Below are 18,144 nucleotides of genomic sequence, written 5' to 3'. Positions count from 1 at the left end.
AGTAGCGTTTACCTGTTATTTGTTCGGGATAGACAGACAGGTTTATTATCGAAAAATTAGAAGAAGAGCATCCAAACAAAGCAAAGCCAAAGAAGTAATTTCAATGGTAAATGATATCAGAGAGATAATGCCTAGAGTAGGCACAAGAAAACTATATTATCTTCTGCTGGATAAACTTCAACTAATGAAAATAGGAAGAGATAAATTCTTTGATATACTCAGAGCTAATCATTTATTAATACAGCCTAAACGAAGTTATCATGTAACAACTAATTCACATCATCGATTTAGAAAACATCAAAATCAGATTTTAGATTTACAAATTAACAGGCCTGAACAGGTTTGGGTATCTGATATAACCTATATCGGAAAAAGAGATAATCCATGTTATTTAAGTTTGGTAACAGATGCTTATTCTAAAAAGATTATGGGGTATTATGTTGCTGACAATATGAATACAGAAAGCAGTTTGAAAGCTTTAAAAATGGCTCTTAAACACAGAAATAACAAAAACTTACCGTTGATACATCATTCTGACAGAGGTATTCAATATTGTGCCCATGAATACCAAAAACAGCTTGATAAAAATAAAGTTGTATGTAGCATGACGCAAAATTCGGACCCTTATGAAAATGCAGTAGCAGAAAGGGTTAATGGTATTTTAAAACAGGAATTTAAGATTGATAAATACAATCAAAAAACAGAAATCATGTAAAAAGTTGTAAAGGAAGCTATTAATATCTATAATGAAATCAGACCTCATTATTCTAATTACATGCTTACACCCAATCAGATGCATAAACAAAACAAAATCAAAATGAGAACTTATAAAACAAAAAACAGTAGTAAACCTATGCTTACTACTGTCTAAAAATTGTACTTTTATTTATTATTAATCCTGTATCACTTTTTCAGGACTAGACAAATTAATTGACTTTTGAATTTTTGTCTATGCTTTTCTTTCTAATAAAGCCATGTAGAATCCGTCAAAACCTGATTCAGATGCCAGAATTTTATGGTCTTTGATAAAGGTAAATTGTTTGCCTATATCCGTTGTTAGAAAGCGTTCTACCTGTTCTTGGTTTTCGGATGGTAATATAGAGCAGGTGGCATAGACTAGTTTTCCACCAGGTTTTACAATTTTTGAATAGTTCTCTAACACTTCCGATTGCACTTGTCGAATATTGTCAATGAATTCGGGTTTTAATTTCCATTTAGCATCAGGATTTCTTTTCAAGACACCAAGACCGCTACAAGGCGCATCAATCAATACGCGATCTGCTTTTTCGTGTAATCTTTTAATAACTTTAGTGCTATCGATAATGCGGTATTCAATGTTGAACGCACTGTTTCTCTTGGCGCGTAACTTGAGTTGTTTTAATTTGCTTTCATACAAATCCATGGCGATAAGTTGCCCTTTGTTTTGCATCAATGAGGCAATATGTAGTGTTTTTCCTCCCGCACCAGCGCAAGTGTCCACTACTCTCATTCCTGGTTTAACATCAAGGAAAGCAGCTACGAGTTGTGAGTTAGCATCTTGCACCTCAAACAAACCTTGTTTGAAAGCATCGGTCATAAAGACGTTAGCTCTTTCTTTTAAAACCAAAGCTTCAGGTTGATTTTCTAGGTATTCTGTTTCGATATCTAAATCCATCAAAATAGCTCGTAGATTTTCCTTAGTAGTCTTCAAAGTGTTGGTTCTTAGGATTACTTTAGCAGGTTGATTTTGTGCTGTAATTTCTTTTGCCCAAACTTTTTCGCCTAATTCTTTAGCACACAATTCATCCATCCAGTCAGGTATCGATTCTTTGATGGCTCTAGTTTTGGATAATTCGTCAAATCTCCCTTTTATTTTTCGTTCTGGTGTTCCTTCTAGTTGACGCCAATCAGGGATGGGGTAGCCTCTTAAAACGGCCCAAACGGCAAACATTCTCCATAAATTGTCACGGTCGAAGGGTTCTCTTACTTCGGCGATTTCAGCATACAATCTCTTCCAACGTACAATTTCGTATATAGTTTCTGCGACAAATTTTCTATCGGAACTTCCCCAACGTTTGTCTTTTTTTAAAGCTCTGGCAACCACTTTGTCTGCATATTCTCCTTCGTTGAAAATAGCATTTAAGGAATCAATTGTGGTGTAAACTAAATTTCTGTGTAATCTCATTTTAAATAATTGAGATGCAAAGGTACTATTATTGGTTTGATAGTTTAATTTTAAATTCAGGAAAATTTATTTTTCTCTAATTAGCAAAAAAAAAGCACTGTGGTGAGAACAGTGCTTTAGGTGTTTTTTGTTTTTTAAACTTATTGAACACGCGTTAACCCTACTATTTCTGGGGCATGTAATACCATTGGGAATTTTTCAATTTTAACAGAACTACTGTCTAGTCCAAAAGCTCTTTCTTCAGATAAACTCAGTTTTTTGATTAAGAAATAGGAGTTCATCACTAATTTTTCATACCATCTTAAATCGCTATCATTGGACAAGAATTTTTCGGATAGTACAAATTTAAAGTCTCCAAGAATGTTGTTTTTATTTAAAGATTCGTAACGACTGGTAATGTCCACCTCGCCATTTTGTACCATATCTTTAATCACTTCTTTGAACATTAAATTGATTTTGGTAGGTTCTCTAAAGCCTAAATTAAAATCAATTCGATACAAATCGTCTTTCAAAATTTCAGTTACACGGTATTCTGTTTTGTAAGGCTCTGTTAAAATATTAACATGAACGAACCAATAGATGTCAGCTCTTTTGGGTCTTTTTTGTAAAATAGAATACATTACTTTTTCTTCAATTTCGTCAGACCTATTCGCGTTAGTCATATAGACTAAATGTGTAGCATATTTAGGAATGGTAAAGTCTTTGCTTAATTCGCTAAGTACTTTTTTATAATCTTCAATTTTGACAATCTTAGTGTAGCTTTTGTTAATTTTCTTGGCTAAAAACCACGTGGTCATAATGGAGATAAGTACCATTGCAATGATAAGTGTAACGTAACCACCTTCGGTAAATTTAGTGACGTTTGCGGCAAGAAAACTAAATTCGATTAGTAAATAAATTGTTATTAAAGGAACCATGAAGTACAACTTTACGCGCTTCATAATCAAATAAAAGTTGAGTAAGATGGTGGTCATAATCATGCATAAAATTATGGCCAATCCGTAGGCGTGTTCCATATTGCTGGACTCTTCAAAGTGAATGACAATACCCACACATCCAAAAAATAAGAGCCAGTTAATAGAAGGGATGTATAATTGTCCTTTCAATTCGGTTGGGTACTTGATTTTTACCTTAGGCCAAAAGTTTAATCGCATCGCCTCGTTTATCAAGGTAAACGAACCGCTAATCAAAGCCTGTGAAGCAATCACGGCAGCTAAGGTAGCAATCACGATTCCAAAGGGTTGGAACCAATCGGCCATAATAAGGTAAAAGGGATTTCCATTTTTGCCTCCTAATGATTGTAAGGTCTCGCCTTCATGATGTATTAAATAGGCAGCTTGTCCAAAATAATTTAATAACAAAGTTGATTTTACAAAAATCCAACTGATTCTAATGTTTTTTCGACCACAATGCCCCATGTCGGAATATAGCGCTTCGGCTCCTGTTGTACATAGAAATACCAATCCTAACACAAAAAAGCCTTCGGGATGAATGGTTAATAAATGGTATGCATAGTAGGGGTTAAAAGCTTTGACTACCTCGGGATGCTTGGCAATTTGTATCAAACCAAGAATGCCTAACATGCTGAACCATAACAGCATCATAGGGGCAAAAAAGCGACCTACGAGTTTGGTTCCAAATTGTTGAATTGTAAACAGAATGAATAAAATACCAATCACGATGGGAACCGTATTGATTTCAGGATAAAAGGTTCGGATCCCTTCTACAGCAGATGATACCGATATGGGTGGGGTGATAATTCCGTCAGCTAGTAAAGCACTTCCACCAATGATGGCGGGGACTATCAGCCATTGAATTTTGGTCTTTTTGACTAAGGCATAAAGTGCAAATATACCACCTTCGCCATGATTGTCAGCACTTAATGTAATCAGTACGTATTTTATAGTCGTTTGCAGGGTTAAGGTCCAAAAGACGCACGATATTCCTCCTAGAACGATATCGCTATTAATGGTGTGACTTCCTAGGATGGCTTTCATTACATACAGCGGTGATGTACCTATATCGCCATAAATAATGCCTAATGTTACTAATAATCCTCCTAATGTTAGTTTACTGTGTAAATCTCTATGCGACAAACTCATGTTGTATTTTAAATAGACGCTTCAAATTTACTCTTTTTAGCTATACTAGCTTTAATTATTTGTAAAAAGAACAAAAAAAACACAGCCTGTTAAACTGTGTTTTTTGGGATTAACATATCCTATTAAGTTCTACGATTGCCTCCGTTGTCGTTAGAAGAGCCTCTACCGCTATTTCCAGGACTTTGTGAGCGATTTTCTCTTACCGAATTGGATTTGTTTTCATTAGAGCGGCTTTCCGTTCTGGCACGTGAGGGTTGTGGGACAGTTTCTCTAGGAGTTGCATATCGACTAGATGAATTGGCACTTGAACTTTCACTTCTTGATGGTTGGGGTGTTCTAGGAGTACTGTTGTTATTTTGAGAGTACGTTCTCGGATTATCATTTTTTTGAGGTGTTACTGTTCGATTCGCGTTGTTTTGATTTTGTGAATAGTCTCTAGAGTAAGTTCTCTTTTGAGGGGTTGCTTCTCTTGAGTTGTTAGGGTTGTTTGGTGTGTAATTTCGGTCTCTCGAAGTATTAGAATTGTTCGGTGAATAGTTTCGTTGCGGAGCGTTTCTGTCGGTGCTATTAGAACGTGGTGTTCCATTTCTGTAACGATCACTTTCAATTCTTGCTGTGGCGCTTCGACTACTGTTTCGTTTTTCTAATTCGTAACGATTAGTAGCATACGCATTTCGACTAGTAAAATTACGATGAGGGTACATGCGTTCGTAACCGTTAGCGCGTCTTGTGCTGTATAAAGTTGCGGCATAATTGCTTCGTCTGTAAGTTACATAATTATAGGTGTTGTGAAAATTAATAGACACGTGAACATTAGAACGGTATCTGTATAACGGGTAAGGACGCCAAGCGTAATAATATGAAGGATAATAGTTCCAATACCAAGTTGATACATAAGGGCGGTAATTGCTAACAAAAAATGAAGCATAAATCAATGGCTGACTGTAATATACTGGTTCGTAAATGTAATTAGGGCCATAGATGTATTCGTTTCCTACAAACTGTACTTGCACTCTGTTGTATCTGTCCGTCTCAATATCAATAGTGGCTACATCTTGATAAACATCTCGGTCTAGTACTGATTGTATTATCACGAGGTGTGTGTTGCGATCTACGGTTTCAATCACACGTAGGTAATCGACTTGATTGTCGTAGTTTAAATCCAAATTGGAAATTTGAATTTTAGGGTCGTTTAGTCTTCTTTCAAAATCTTGAAGGTTTCTAGAATCACCAAAAAGTGAAGCTACAGCTCTAAGGTCTAAGTTATCGCTAATTTCATCATTCATGGCGTTTACGCTTCCGTATTGTGCTTGCATTTGTAATGCAAATAGGAAGGTTAGTAAGCTTGTTATTAGTGTTTTAGTTTTCATGACGAACAGTTTTTTTATTGTGTGTTACTAACTATCCAATTACTGTGCCAATAAATAAATGAAGCCTTTATAGTATTTGGTCAAATGGTGTTGTAGTGATATGTAAAGCCCTTTTTTGTATCATAAATTTTGCTAAACACCTGTAAAGTTCTCTTTTTGAGGTGGTTTTGAATAAATAATTTTATTGCAAAAAAAAAATCCCAATCCATTCTTTTTGATCTGGATTGGGAATTCTATGGGAGTGGTATAAAATTTAATTTTTATTTTTTTTGTCTTTGTATTGTTGAAGTAACTTTCGGTTGAAGTCTTCTTCAGCTTTTTTCAGTTTGATGATTTTTACTTTTGGTAAAAACTTTTTTAGATTAGCATTGAAATTTTTTCGGAGTTGGTACAATTCATAATCGGTACTTTCAATTTGATAAAGCAAATCACTAGCTTCTTTTTCGCTCATCTTATTTAAGATGTGATCTTTCATTAAATTGCGATACGTTTTTATTTTTTGATGTCTAATTTCAAATTGTTTGTCATCAAAAGCATTGTATAGGGGCCAAAATTTTTCAGCCTCGGCCGAAGTTAGGTCTAATTCAGCATTGAAAAAAGTAACTTTCAAAGCTCTGATTTGCTCTTTTTTTTCTTTTATATCCTCTTGTGAATAAGCATAAAAGGTAAGTGCAAAAAATAGAAAAAGTATTGTTTTGATTTTCATCTTATTCTTTTTTTTAAGGAAAAGCAATAGTGTAGCTTGGGCATTATTCGTTAATCTCAACAGCTACAGTAGCTTTCAATTCGTCAATATCCTCGTCGTCTAGTAAATTAATAATTTCGTATTGCGTTACATTTGACTGATAAGTCAAATAATTTTCGATAGCGCTGTCGTCGAGTTCAGTAGTTTTGGTTTGGTACAGTGAAGGGATTAATAAAGCAATGACAAAAACAGCAGCAACCATAAGGAATGCTTTTTTGTTGTTTTTGAAAATAGAAATTACTTTCGATTCTTTTTCTGGGAGTTGTTGTAAAACCCTTTCTGATAAAGTATCAAAATAACCTTCAGGTGTTTGGAAACCAGTAGGTATTTTTGGGGTAGTATCTAATTTAAATTCTTTCATGATATATCTTAGACTAATTCAATAGCCAAAGGTTTAATTGTTGGTAACAAAAGCTTCTATTTTTTTGACGGCATGATGGTAGGATGCTTTTAAAGCACCTACTGAGGTTCCTAATATTTCTGATATTTCTTCGTATTTTAATTCTTCAAAATATTTCATTTTAAAAACCAATTGTTGTTTCTCTGGCAATGTAGCTATGGCTTTGTGTAATTTGATTTGGATTTCATCTCCATTAAAATAATTATCTGATTTTAAATTGTCAATAGTTTTATTTTGTAATGTTTCTGAGGTGAGACCATTTTTTTTTGCCTTTTGGTTTAAAAAAGTTAGTGCTTCATTTGTTGCTATGCGGTACATCCACGAGAACAATTTGCTTTCACCTTTAAAGTTTTTTAGATGTTGAAAAACTTTAATAAATGTATTTTGTAACACATCGTCGGCATCATCATGGTTCAATACAATATTTCGAATGTGATTGTAAAGTGGTTTTTGATAATCCAACAAGAGTTTTTGAAACGATTCATTCTGCGTTTTTGGATTTAATAATCGTTCAATAAATTCTTTTTCTTCGAGCAAAACGATACGTAATTCTAATAATGGTTGGTAATTCGGTTAAAATAATAGTTTGGGTTTGTTTTAAAATTCAGAAGGTTCTTCTTTTTTCTCAATCACATTTTTTTTAGGTTCAATTTTGTTGAAAGCAGGCTTTATACTTTGCAACGATTGCACTTTTGTCGGTTTAGAGGGGGTGTTCGCACTTTCCTCCTCTGTGCCTCCTGCGGTCTCAGTGTTAGTGGTTACAGGAAGAGAGGCTTTTGGGGCTACTGCTTTAGGAACTAGTGGGAGGTACACTTCGGTAACCCATTTGGATGGATTTTTTATTTCATTTCTGCCCAAAACAAACCATTCGATATGCGAAATTGAAGGGTCTGCTTTTATTTGGTTTTTATTTAAAAAAGTAATCCCTTTGTTGATGGCTTTTGGCATGTGCGAATAATCTCCAGTTAGTACTGTTTTTACAGCTTCCGTAGCTTCAAGTCTCCCTGAACTCAAATCACTACCAGGACTGATGAATATTTCAGTTTTGATAGGAAGGCAAATAGATACTTTAGTTATCTTTTTGATGAGATCATAGTTGTGATATATGATAAAGGGTTTTCCGTTAATTGTAAGGTTGTTTTCTTGGCAAAAAGTAACCACTTTAGGGATTACAATTTTAGCATTTTTATACACTTTTGCTATTTCGCAGGTAAACGATTGCCCAATATAATTGATGTTAGGTCTTTTGACCAATGCACTTTCTTTAATAGAGTAGGTGTTGATTTCATAATCAAGTGCTTTATCTAAATTGTTTAAGCTTTTTTCATACATTTCTCCAATAATATGATCGGGACCACCGTTCAAAGCAGCATAAATTTTGAAAAAGAAGTTCATTTTTCCAGATGTTTTCCAAGTCACTTTTGTACCGCCAACAGTATCTTTAAAGTGCCAAGAAACTGATGAGGGACTATCGTTGAAAGTCATTTTTTGAGCGATACTGTCGTTTTCTTTCACAAAAAGGGTTTTCATTTCCCCATGACCGTCTTTTCCTTCCCAAGTATATGAAGCTCCAGGGCCTATTGTTGTTGGTGCATAGACAATTCTCATTTGTGGATCTTCTTCCATCCAAGAGCCAAAATCTTCCCAGTTTTTAAGATCGTTAACGTAATTGTAAACAGATGATTTTGAGCTATTAATCACTTTGCTTCGTTCAATGTTGAATTCACCTTTTTGAGTAGCGATAAAAATGGATAAGGCGACCAAACTTAGTAGTACTAAAAGGATTAAATATTTTAGAATTCGCATAATAGTAGGATTGTTTTCTGATGTAAAGTTATATATTTTATTAATATACAAAGGAATCTGCGATAAAAAATGTAATCCCAGCAGTTAGTTTAGTTTAATACCTTCCAAGAAGTAGCCAAGCAGTTTTTTTATCTGGTATCGAAAATTAAAAAAAAGGAAGTTTCGAATCTTGTGTTAACGAAAGAGAGTCTATAAAGAATCCTTATATTTGTTAAGGATTTTTAAAACAAATAATAATGAAGTTTCGACATTATTTAAAATTAGGAGTTTTTCTTTTACTGTCTATTGCTATTCAAGCTCAAAAAAAGCATAAGGAAGCTAACGTTGCTGAGCATTTTGATTATGTAGTGGAACAATTTGCAGATATTAAAGTTTTACGCTACCAAATTCTGGGTTGGGATAATTTGACATTGAAAGAGAAACAATTGGTCTATTATTTGACTCAGGCAGGAATATCAGGAAGAGATATTATGTGGGATCAAAATTATAAACACAATTTAAAAATAAGAGAAGCTTTAGAACAAGTGTATTTAAAATACAAAGGAAACAAAACCACTGCCGATTGGCAACACTTCGAAATCTATTTGAAACGAGTTTGGTTCTCAAACGGTATTCATCACCATTATTCCAATGATAAAATCAAGCCTGAATTTTCCCAAGAATATCTTTTGAATCTATTAAAAGAAACCAAAACTTTCCTAGAGCCTACAGTGGTGGCAAAATTGTTTAACGATAAGGATGCAAAAAAAGTTAACCTAGATGAAGCCAAAGGATTGGTCGAAGGTTCAGCGGTGAATTTTTATGGTAAAGGAATTTCGCAGAAGGAAGTGGAGGCATTTTATGCACAAAAAAAGAGTCCAAATCCTTCAGAACCTTATTCTTTTGGTTTAAATTCTAAATTGATTCGCAACAAACAAGGACAATTAGAAGAAAAGGTATGGAAAAGTGGCGGAATGTACGGCCCTGCGATTGATAAGATTATTTATTGGTTAGATAAAGCCAAGTCAGTAGCCGAAAATCAAAAACAAGCCGAAGCCCTAGGGTTGTTGATTGCGTATTACAAGACTGGAGATTTAAAGATTTGGGACGATTATAATATAGCTTGGTTACAAGCTACCGAAGGAAATATTGACTATATCAACGGATTTGTTGAAGTATATAATGACCCATTAGGTTATCGAGGTTCGTATGAAAATATAGTGCAAATAAAAGACTTCGATATGTCTAAAAAAATGGAAGTTTTATCTCAAAACGCACAGTGGTTTGAAGACCATTCACCTTTAATGACGGAACATAAGAAAAAAAATGTAGTAGGTGTTTCCTATAAGACGGTGATTGTGGCGGGTGAAGCGGGTGATGCCTCCCCAAGTACTCCAATTGGAGTGAATTTACCCAATGCCGATTGGATTCGGGCCAAGTATGGTTCTAAATCGGTTTCATTAGGAAATATTGTGGATGCTTATACAAAATCGGCTGCGAAAGGAAGATTGGAGGCATTTGTCCATGATGCACAAGAGTTGGAATTGGCAAATACCTACGGTGTTTTAGGGGATAAATTGCATACAGCTTTGCATGAAGTGATAGGTCATGCTTCTGGTCAAATTAATGATGGTGTGGGAACACCAAAAGAAACTTTGAAAAGCTATGCCTCAACTCTCGAAGAGGGAAGAGCTGATTTAGTAGCGCTTTATTATTTATACCATCCTAAATTGCAAGAATTAGCGTTGGTGGATGACTGGAAAAAAGTAGGTATGGAAACCTATGATTCCTATATTCGAAACGGATTGATGACACAGCTTATTCGTATCAAATTAGGGGAGTCAATTGAAGAAGCACACATGAGAAACCGCCAATGGGTGAGCCAATGGGTGTATGAAAAAGGGTTAAAAGACAAGGTTATTGAAAAAATTGTAAGAGAAGGTAAAACCTATTTTAATATTACGGATTACGAAAAATTACATACTTTGTTTGGACAATTGTTGCGTGAGGTACAACGCATCAAGTCTGAAGGAGATTATGAGTCAGCGAAGTCCTTGGTTGAAAATTATGGTGTAAAGGTAGATAAGGAATTGCATGCTGAAGTATTGGAAAGAAACAAACAATTCCTTTCAGCACCTTATAGCGGTTTTGTTAATCCTGTTTTAGAACCCAAAACAAATGCAAAAGGAGAAATTATTGCAATTGAAGTACTACAGCCCAAAACATTTGCAGAACAAATGCTATTTTATTCTAAAAATTATAGTTTTTTGCCTTTAGAAAATTAAACTAAGGTTTAATGGTCAAAAATATTTACCTGGCTACCGTGTTTTTCACTGGATAATCGGGTTTTTTTGTACAAATTATTTTTTTGAGGTAAATAGAATCAAGTCAATAATGCGAGAGGAATATCCAATTTCATTGTCATACCATCCCACAACTTTTACCATTTTATCAATGACTGAGGTGAGTTGGGCATCAAAGAGACACGAATGAGGATTTCCTAAAATATCAACTGAGACAATAGGATCTTCGGTATAATCTAAAATACCTTTTAAGTTTGTTTGAGCTGCTTTTTGAAAAGCTTGATTAATTTGGTCGATACTAACACGCTCTTTTACATTGAATGTTATATCAGTCAAAGAACCATCAGGTACTGGGACACGAATACCACATCCCCCTAATTTATGGTCTAGGTCGGGAAAAATTTTAGTTAAAGCCTTGGCTGCTCCAGTTGTGGTAGGAACAATAGACTGACTAGCTCCTCTAGCTCTTCGTAAATCCCTATGAGGTTGGTCATGTAAGCTTTGATCAGTTGTGTAGGAATGAATCGTCGTGATGTAAGCTTGTTCAATTCCACACAACTCATTAATGACCTTAATCATAGGTGCTGCGTTATTTGTGGTGCAACTAGCATTCGAAATGATAGTTTCGGTACCATCAAGAATGTGTTCGTTTACACCCAATACTACCGTTTTTATATGATCCACTTCGGCAGGAGCGGAGAGAATTACTTTTTTGGCTCCAGCTAAAATATGCGCCTGTATTTCTTCAAATTTTTTATACTTCCCAGTTGATTCAATAACGTAATCCAGTTGCAAACTTTTCCAGTCAAGATTAGCAATTGATTTTTCATGAAAAAACAGAAAATGATGGCCGTCAACGAGGATTCCGGTCTGGTCTGCACTTACTTGGGAAGGAAGAACGCCATGGATGCTGTCATATTTTAATAGATGTGCCATTGTTTTTTTGTCCGCAATGTCATTGATAGCGACAACTTCAATGGTAGGATGATTTAACAATAGTCTGAAAAGATTTCGACCAATGCGTCCAAATCCATTTATGGCTATGCGAATTTTCAATTGTACTAGGTTTAAGCAGTTAATTGTTTAACCGATTAATCGATTAACCGATTAACCGAAAAAAATAGTATTATAAAATGTGTTTTTGGGCTTTGTAAGAGGAACGAACTAGGGGGCCACTTTCAACATGACGGAAGCCTAATTCAAGACCAAATTGCTCGTATTTAGCAAACTGTTCAGGAGTTATAAACTCTTTAACAGGGAGGTGCTTTTTACTAGGTTGTAAATATTGTCCCAAGGTAACAACATCTACATTTGCATCACGCAGGTCTCTCAAGGTTTGAAATACTTCTTCCTCTTGTTCGCCAAGACCCAACATGATTCCAGATTTGGTGCGGTTGATTCCTTTTTCTTTTAAATAACGCAATACTTCTAGGCTACGGTCGTATTTAGCTTGGATACGTACTTCTCGTGTCAAACGGCGAACCGTTTCCATATTATGGGAGACAACTTCAGGATTAGCTTCTACAATACGGTCAAGGTTGCGTTCTATTCCTTGAAAATCTGGGATTAAAGTTTCTAATGTGGTGTTGGGATTCATTCTTCGGATGGCTTTTACTGTTTCTATCCAAATGATAGAACCTCCATCTTTCAAATCATCTCTGTCCACGCTTGTAATTACAGCGTGTTTGATATTCATGATTTTGATAGAACGGGCTACTTTTTCAGGTTCGTCCCAATCTACCGTTTCAGGGCGTCCTGTTTTTACCCCACAAAAACCACAAGAACGGGTACAAGTATTACCCAAAATCATAAAGGTAGCAGTTCCTTCTCCCCAACATTCTCCCATGTTAGGACAACTTCCGGAGGTGCAAATCGTGTTTAGGCTATATTTGTCAACTAAACCTCGGAGTTCCGTATATTTTTTCCCAATGGGAAGTTTTACTTTTAGCCATTTTGGTTTAGCAGTGCTCATTTCGGCTGTATCTCGGGTTGCAATAGGTGCAGTAGTATCTAAAACAGGTTCCATATATCAATTTTCAGGCTACAAAGATAAGGAAACTGGATTTAAAATGGGTGTTTAACTTTTTGTGGGTTTCTTGAATAAATGTTAAAAAAAACAGCAACCGGTTTGTGTTGCTGTTTGATTTTTAAAAAGATGAGGTTTAATTTACCTGAATGGTAATCGGTAAAGTATAGGCGGTGCGTACGGGTTTAGCATCAATAATGCCAGGAGACCATTTTGTTTTTATCGATTTCAATACTCTGATGGCTTCTTCAGCTAAATCATGTCCTGGGGTATTTTTAACTTGAATATCAGTCATACTGCCATCTTTCTCGACTACAAAATAGACTAAAATGCGAAGGTTTTTGTCGTCGTTAATTTCTGGAGTTTCAAAATGACGGCCTACATACATATAGAATTTTTCAATTCCGCCCGGAAAAGCAGGTTGTTTGTCTAGAGCTGTAGTGTTTACAATCGTATTTCCGCTATCAATTCCGTTGCCTGTTCCTGTTGTGTTGCCTGTTGAGTCACTTCCATTTCCAGTACCAACTGATGCGGTGTTTCCTATAATTGCGTTTGGATCAATGGTTGGGGTAAGGATTTCATTAGTTGGAATGTCCTGTGTTGCGAGAGCTGTGGGAACAACTATAGGATTTTTCAAAGTTTGTGATGTCTCCTTTTTGGAGATGATTTGTGGCTTAGTCTCCGTAGTAGTCTGTAACGGTTCTGGTTTTTTTTCTTCCATTTTTGGGGCTAAATTCACAGGAGTAATTTCAGTCACTAGTGGAGGAGTACTCTCAGTCGCCGTAAGTGTGTTCCCGTAAAATTGATGTACCACTTTAGGAACAAGAATCAGGATAGCACATAAAGAAAGGCTAACTGCTAGCGCAAGAAGGGAAGTTTTAGTAGTTTCTTGGCGTAATTGATAGGCGCCGTATTCCTTGTTTCTGTTTTCGAAAACTAGATTGGTCCAATGGCTTTCGTAAATACTTGATTTTGACATAATTCATTTGAGTTTAATGGTTAAGTAAAAATCAATCCATAGGCATAACGGTCTTTATATTGATAACGCTTTAGTAAGAAAAATATTGTATAGGTTTTAGTCTTTTTTAGGAGCATTACTATTGGATTTTGTGAGCATGCCTCGTCCCGCTCTCCGCTATATCTTTTTATATTTTACCCTGTGAGGGTTTAAACCCTCACAGGGTAAAATATAAAAAGGATGCCGCTTCGATCGGGGCTATAAACGAGCGTTTTGCGCTTTGATGATTGTGGGGTTATTTACAACCCTTTAAAGGAGGGGGCAACAGTCTGAACAACTAAAAAAAAGCAGGTATTATCGTTTGTTCTGAATGATTTCGGCCAGAAGTTTTTTGGCGCGTAGCAATTTGACTTTTACATTGCTTAAAGGCTCCCCAATTGAGTTTGCTATTTCTTGATAACTCATTTCTTGAAAATAGCGCAATTGTATTACTTCTTGATAATGCGGTTTCAGTTCTTTGATGAATCGTAATAATTGTGAAAGATTTTGCTCTGTAATCAATTCATCCTCAGCTGATGGAGTAGTGTCGGCAATATCGTATGCTTTTTGATCCTCTTTTTCAGTGATTTCAACAAAGAGACTCGCTTTGTTTTTGCGTAACAAATCGATATGGACATTTTTAGCGATACTGATAAGCCAAGTGTTAAATTGGTATTCAGGATTATAGGAGCTTATCTTGTCAAATGCTTTGGAGAAAGTTTCAATAGTAATATCTTCCGCATTGGTTTCATTTTCGGTGCGTTTTAGCATGAAACCATATACTTCATTCCAATAATGATTTAATAGAAAGGTAAAAGCAGTTTGGTCACCTTTTTTAGCTTTTTCTATTTGGGTATTTATTTCCAATGGACTGGTTTTGAGAATAAGTTGGCAATAAAGATATTCATTTGTGACAAAATAAGGAATAATTCCACAATTGGAAACCAAAATTTAATGTCATTTTCTTTGAGTTTTCCTGCTGAAAATCCTATTACAATCCAAACCGCTAAATAACGTAATGCGATAATTCCTGTTACAATCATCCATTGAAATTGAAGGGCTAATAACAATATGGCCACTACAAAAAACAGAAATTGAGTGCAATAAAAAGTGGATAACTGGAGTTTGTCCAGGAATTTATAGTGACTAGCAGTTGCCAAATGGCGTCTTTTTTGAGTAATCCAATCTCTGTAAGAAGTTTTAGGTTTCGAATAAGTAAAGCTTTCAGGATTGTAGGCTATAGTCGTGTTTTTTGCATGGGCTGCCTCGTTTATAAATAAATCGTCATCACCTGAGCGTATCTGAATGTGGTTAATGAAACCATTTACTTTGAAAAACTCCTCTTTTTTATAAGCTAAATTGCGTCCTACTCCCATATAAGGGTTCCCTGCTTTTGCCCAAGATAAGTATTGAATGGCCGTCAATAACGTTTCAAAACGGATTAATTTGTTTAGAAATGAATTTGCAATTTTTTCATAACCACCATACCCTAAAACAATCGTTTTGTGCAAAGTGAACTGAGCGCTCATGGTGGTAATCCAGTCTTTTGAAGTAGGATAACAATCTGCGTCTGTAAATAAGAGGTATTCTTTTTTGGCAGCTTTAATTCCTAATGTTAAAGCGTATTTTTTATTCCCCCAAAAAGCTTCGTTGTTTTCTACTTTTACAAGACGAATATTAGGGTACTTTTTTTCAAATTCTTCAAAAATATCCAATGTGCTATCACTAGACGCATCATCAATCAATACGATTTCAAAATCAGGATAATTTTGCTCAGCCAGAAGCGGAATGTATTTTGCGACATTTTCTTCTTCATTTTTTGCACAAACAATCACTGAGATTGGGATTCTTTTAGGAGTTGTTTTTTGCGCTTTTGCAAAAGCAAATTTACCAAAAATGCCAAGATAATACACTAGTTGAACGATAACAATAAATATAAAAAAGTAAAGTAATAGTATAAGCATCGGACTTTATAAGGTTATTTAAATCGAGTGCAAAGGTATGAATACAATTATGATTTGTAAATGATAAATTATGAATTTTAAAATAATTTTTTCATGCTTTTTGGAGTGGCTAAATGATGTTAACTTCTGCTTCTATGGCAATTCCAAAAGTATCAAAAATAGTCTGTTGAATGTTTTTTGAAACAGCTAATATTTCTTCACCGGTGGCATTACCATAGTTGACTAAAACCAATGCTTGATTCTTATGTATTCCAGCGTCGCCAAAACGCTTTCCTTTAAATCCTGCTTGTTCAATCAACCAGCCAGCAGGGACTTTAACCTCGGTGTCTGAAATGTCGTAATACTTCATCTCGGGAAATTTTTGAGAAATTTTCTCAAATTCTTTTTTACTAATAATAGGGTTCTTGAAAAAACTACCACTGTTTCCTAACTCATTTGGATCAGGTAGTTTACTTTTTCGAATTGCAATAACGGCATTGCTTACTTCTTTTAAGGTAGGAGTTGTAATGTTGTTTTTGGTTAATTCAGCTAAGATGTCTCCGTAAGACGTATTAATTTTGTGGTGGCGTTTGGTTAACTTAAAAACCACCGAGGTAATGATGTATTGGTCTTTGACTTGGTTTTTGAAAATACTCTCTCTGTAGCCAAACTGGCATTCGTCTTTTAAAAAAGTGCGATTTTCTAGGCTTTTTATATGAATGGCATCACAGGAAACAAAACTATCTTTAATTTCAGCTCCATAAGCCCCAATGTTTTGAACAGGAGTCGTTCCTACATTTCCTGGAATAAGCGACATGTTCTCCAGCCCGCCATAGTTTTGGTCAATGGTCCAAAGTACAAATTCATGCCAGTTTTCACCCGCTTGGCATGCAATCCAAACATGGTCCAAATCTTCCTGTATTACTTTTTTTCCTTTAAGGTCTATATGGATAACTAAGGCATCAATGTCTTTGGTAAGTAGCATGTTGCTACCACCTCCAAGGATGAATTTTTTTTTGTCGCTGTTTTGTTCTAAAACGGTCTTTAATTCTTCTAAAGTATGTACGGCAACAAATTGTTTGGCTTTGGCTTCAATGCCAAAAGTATTGTAGTTTTTTAATGAAAAATCGTATTGTATTTCCATAAAAGAAGGCGTGGTTTAAGGGTGTATTCAAAATTCAAAAGTAAGGATAAAATAAGTGGATTGTAGTAAAAAAGTCAGGAGAATTTATTTTCTAATGAACTTGTGCTGCATCGATGAGTTCATGGTATTTGGAAGCAATTATTTTCATGTTTATTTTATAATTGGCATGCTGTTCAATGAAATTTCGGTTATATATTATCGCTTCTTGACGATGATTTGGGTTTTCAAAAGCCCAGAGAATGGCTTCTGCTAAAGCATGATGATTATTGGCTGGGATAAGTTGTCCGTTGATTTTGTGTTGAATCCAACTTTGATTGCCTTCAATATCGGTTACGATAGGATAACAATGAGAAGCCATAGCTTCAAATAAAGAGGCGGATACACCTTCTGTGAGAGGCATACTGATATAAAAATTGGAGTTCTGTAAAAGCTGCGGTAAATCGGTATATTGGATGCGTCCAGTGAAATGTACGTTGTCTTGAATGTCTAACTCTTGAGCTAAATTTTTCAAAAAATCCAGTTGTGTGCCATCACCAATTATAGTGAGCGAAAAAGCAATCCCTTGTTGTTTTAGGAGTCCAAATGCTTTTAAAATTACATCATGGCAGTAAACAGGCAAAAGAGAGCGCGTTACTATAGCGCTTATCTTTGTTGGTGGGGCATGGTTGTGATTGTTAAATTGGGATAAATCAATGCCTTTAGGTAATACCAAAACTTTGCTCATGTCCACTTTGGCTCTCTCCATGGAATGAGCCATTATAGGTCCCCAGGCATGAATAAGCGTGGCTTTTTTAAAAGCGTAATTTTGAATTATTTTTTTCAACGGATACGAAATGGAATTTTCTGGCCATAAATCGGTCTTGCCTTGTTGTGCAATTGCGGTTAATTTTACATTGCATAAAGCTGCCAAAAAACCATAACTGGTGGTTCTTTCTGCAATAACCATATCGGGTTGGTGCAATTGGATTAATTTGTTGGTTTGAAAAGGAGCAAAAATATATTCTAAAAGGCGCATGATTCGATGTAGTTTTCCTCTGGAGGGTGTTTTTAATTCCCAACTGATAATTTCGAAATCACCAAATTCTTGAAGGCCGTTTATCCAAGTGATGGCATCGGCACGATAAGTTTCTCCAAGGAATAGTATTTTTCTCTTTTTCATGCTTTC

16 protein-coding genes are annotated in these 18,144 nt (G+C 35.3%); 2 read left to right on the top strand and 14 right to left on the bottom strand.

What is annotated here, in order from left to right; all coding sequences use genetic code 11:
• A partial coding sequence (locus tag K5R64_RS15760) for an IS3 family transposase (protein WP_220764802.1) occupies positions 1–715 on the top strand: 715 nt, incomplete at its 5' end.
• Between the two features lie 234 nt (positions 716–949).
• On the opposite strand, the gene K5R64_RS15755 is transcribed toward K5R64_RS15760, so the two are convergent.
• From K5R64_RS15755 to K5R64_RS15725, 7 genes are all read right to left on the bottom strand, one after another.
• A complete protein-coding gene (locus tag K5R64_RS15755) occupies positions 950–2,164 on the bottom strand; it encodes an RsmB/NOP family class I SAM-dependent RNA methyltransferase (protein ID WP_220764800.1) in 1,215 nt (404 codons plus the stop codon).
• A 140-nt stretch (positions 2,165–2,304) separates the two neighbouring features.
• Entirely contained in the window at positions 2,305–4,266 is a 1,962-nt protein-coding gene (locus tag K5R64_RS15750; protein ID WP_220764798.1) for a KUP/HAK/KT family potassium transporter, read from the bottom strand.
• Positions 4,267–4,388: 122 nt separating this feature from the next.
• Positions 4,389–5,636 (bottom strand): hypothetical protein, encoded by a 1,248-nt coding sequence (locus tag K5R64_RS15745; RefSeq protein ID WP_220764796.1) that lies wholly within the window; start codon positions 5,634–5,636, stop codon positions 4,389–4,391.
• A 253-nt stretch (positions 5,637–5,889) separates the two neighbouring features.
• Positions 5,890–6,342, bottom strand: coding sequence for a sensor of ECF-type sigma factor (locus K5R64_RS15740; protein WP_220764794.1), 453 nt, complete (start codon positions 6,340–6,342; stop codon positions 5,890–5,892).
• A 43-nt stretch (positions 6,343–6,385) separates the two neighbouring features.
• Positions 6,386–6,742: a hypothetical protein gene (locus K5R64_RS15735; protein ID WP_220764792.1), complete on the bottom strand. Its 357-nt coding sequence runs from the start codon at positions 6,740–6,742 to the stop codon at positions 6,386–6,388.
• A 33-nt stretch (positions 6,743–6,775) separates the two neighbouring features.
• Positions 6,776–7,318, bottom strand: coding sequence for an RNA polymerase sigma factor (locus K5R64_RS15730; RefSeq protein WP_220764789.1), 543 nt, complete (start codon positions 7,316–7,318; stop codon positions 6,776–6,778).
• Positions 7,319–7,378: 60 nt separating this feature from the next.
• Entirely contained in the window at positions 7,379–8,587 is a 1,209-nt protein-coding gene (locus tag K5R64_RS15725) for a transcriptional regulator (RefSeq protein WP_220764787.1), read from the bottom strand.
• A 236-nt stretch (positions 8,588–8,823) separates the two neighbouring features.
• On the opposite strand from K5R64_RS15725, the gene K5R64_RS15720 reads away from it, so the two are divergent.
• The gene (locus K5R64_RS15720; RefSeq protein ID WP_220764785.1) at positions 8,824–10,851 is read left to right on the top strand and encodes a dipeptidyl peptidase 3; all 2,028 of its coding nucleotides are present in this window, start codon (positions 8,824–8,826) and stop codon (positions 10,849–10,851) included.
• Positions 10,852–10,926: 75 nt separating this feature from the next.
• Here K5R64_RS15720 and gap read toward each other — a convergent pair whose 3' ends face one another.
• From gap to K5R64_RS15685, 7 genes are all read right to left on the bottom strand, one after another.
• Positions 10,927–11,925 carry a type I glyceraldehyde-3-phosphate dehydrogenase gene (gene gap, locus K5R64_RS15715; protein WP_220764778.1) on the bottom strand — a complete coding sequence of 333 codons (999 nt, stop codon included), beginning with the start codon at positions 11,923–11,925 and terminating at the stop codon, positions 10,927–10,929.
• 70 nt (positions 11,926–11,995) lie between these two features.
• Entirely contained in the window at positions 11,996–12,895 is a 900-nt protein-coding gene (lipA, locus tag K5R64_RS15710; protein ID WP_374758138.1) for a lipoyl synthase, read from the bottom strand.
• 136 nt (positions 12,896–13,031) lie between these two features.
• A complete protein-coding gene (locus K5R64_RS15705; RefSeq protein ID WP_220764777.1) occupies positions 13,032–13,874 on the bottom strand; it encodes an energy transducer TonB in 843 nt (280 codons plus the stop codon).
• A 333-nt stretch (positions 13,875–14,207) separates the two neighbouring features.
• Entirely contained in the window at positions 14,208–14,759 is a 552-nt protein-coding gene (locus K5R64_RS15700) for an RNA polymerase sigma factor (protein ID WP_220764776.1), read from the bottom strand.
• Entirely contained in the window at positions 14,750–15,856 is a 1,107-nt protein-coding gene (locus K5R64_RS15695) for a glycosyltransferase (RefSeq protein WP_220764775.1), read from the bottom strand. The genes K5R64_RS15700 and K5R64_RS15695 overlap by 10 nt, the downstream gene beginning before the upstream one ends.
• Before the next feature lie 109 nt (positions 15,857–15,965).
• A complete protein-coding gene (gene murB / locus K5R64_RS15690) occupies positions 15,966–16,979 on the bottom strand; it encodes a UDP-N-acetylmuramate dehydrogenase (RefSeq protein WP_220764774.1) in 1,014 nt (337 codons plus the stop codon).
• Positions 16,980–17,070: 91 nt separating this feature from the next.
• Positions 17,071–18,138, bottom strand: coding sequence for a glycosyltransferase (locus tag K5R64_RS15685; protein WP_220764773.1), 1,068 nt, complete (start codon positions 18,136–18,138; stop codon positions 17,071–17,073).
• Positions 18,139–18,144 lie beyond the last annotated feature (6 nt).

The organism is Flavobacterium sp. UMI-01, from assembly GCF_019656315.1.
Classification (GTDB): Bacteria; Bacteroidota; Bacteroidia; order Flavobacteriales; family Flavobacteriaceae; genus Flavobacterium.
This window is presented reverse-complemented; position numbering and strand designations above follow the sequence as displayed.

Excerpts from the sequence above, each read along its gene's own strand:
- K5R64_RS15755 (WP_220764800.1), bottom strand. The coding sequence starts at position 2,164 with ATGAGATTACACAGAAATTTAGTTTACACCACAATTGATTCCTTAAAT.
- K5R64_RS15750 (WP_220764798.1), bottom strand. The coding sequence starts at position 4,266 with ATGAGTTTGTCGCATAGAGATTTACACAGTAAACTAACATTAGGAGGA.
- K5R64_RS15745 (WP_220764796.1), bottom strand. The coding sequence starts at position 5,636 with ATGAAAACTAAAACACTAATAACAAGCTTACTAACCTTCCTATTTGCA.
- K5R64_RS15740 (WP_220764794.1), bottom strand. The coding sequence starts at position 6,342 with ATGAAAATCAAAACAATACTTTTTCTATTTTTTGCACTTACCTTTTAT.
- K5R64_RS15735 (WP_220764792.1), bottom strand. The coding sequence starts at position 6,742 with ATGAAAGAATTTAAATTAGATACTACCCCAAAAATACCTACTGGTTTC.
- K5R64_RS15725 (WP_220764787.1), bottom strand. The coding sequence starts at position 8,587 with ATGCGAATTCTAAAATATTTAATCCTTTTAGTACTACTAAGTTTGGTC.
- K5R64_RS15720 (WP_220764785.1), top strand. The coding sequence starts at position 8,824 with ATGAAGTTTCGACATTATTTAAAATTAGGAGTTTTTCTTTTACTGTCT.
- lipA (WP_374758138.1), bottom strand. The coding sequence starts at position 12,895 with ATGGAACCTGTTTTAGATACTACTGCACCTATTGCAACCCGAGATACA.
- K5R64_RS15705 (WP_220764777.1), bottom strand. The coding sequence starts at position 13,874 with ATGTCAAAATCAAGTATTTACGAAAGCCATTGGACCAATCTAGTTTTC.
- K5R64_RS15695 (WP_220764775.1), bottom strand. The coding sequence starts at position 15,856 with ATGCTTATACTATTACTTTACTTTTTTATATTTATTGTTATCGTTCAA.
- murB (WP_220764774.1), bottom strand. The coding sequence starts at position 16,979 with ATGGAAATACAATACGATTTTTCATTAAAAAACTACAATACTTTTGGC.
- K5R64_RS15685 (WP_220764773.1), bottom strand. The coding sequence starts at position 18,138 with ATGAAAAAGAGAAAAATACTATTCCTTGGAGAAACTTATCGTGCCGAT.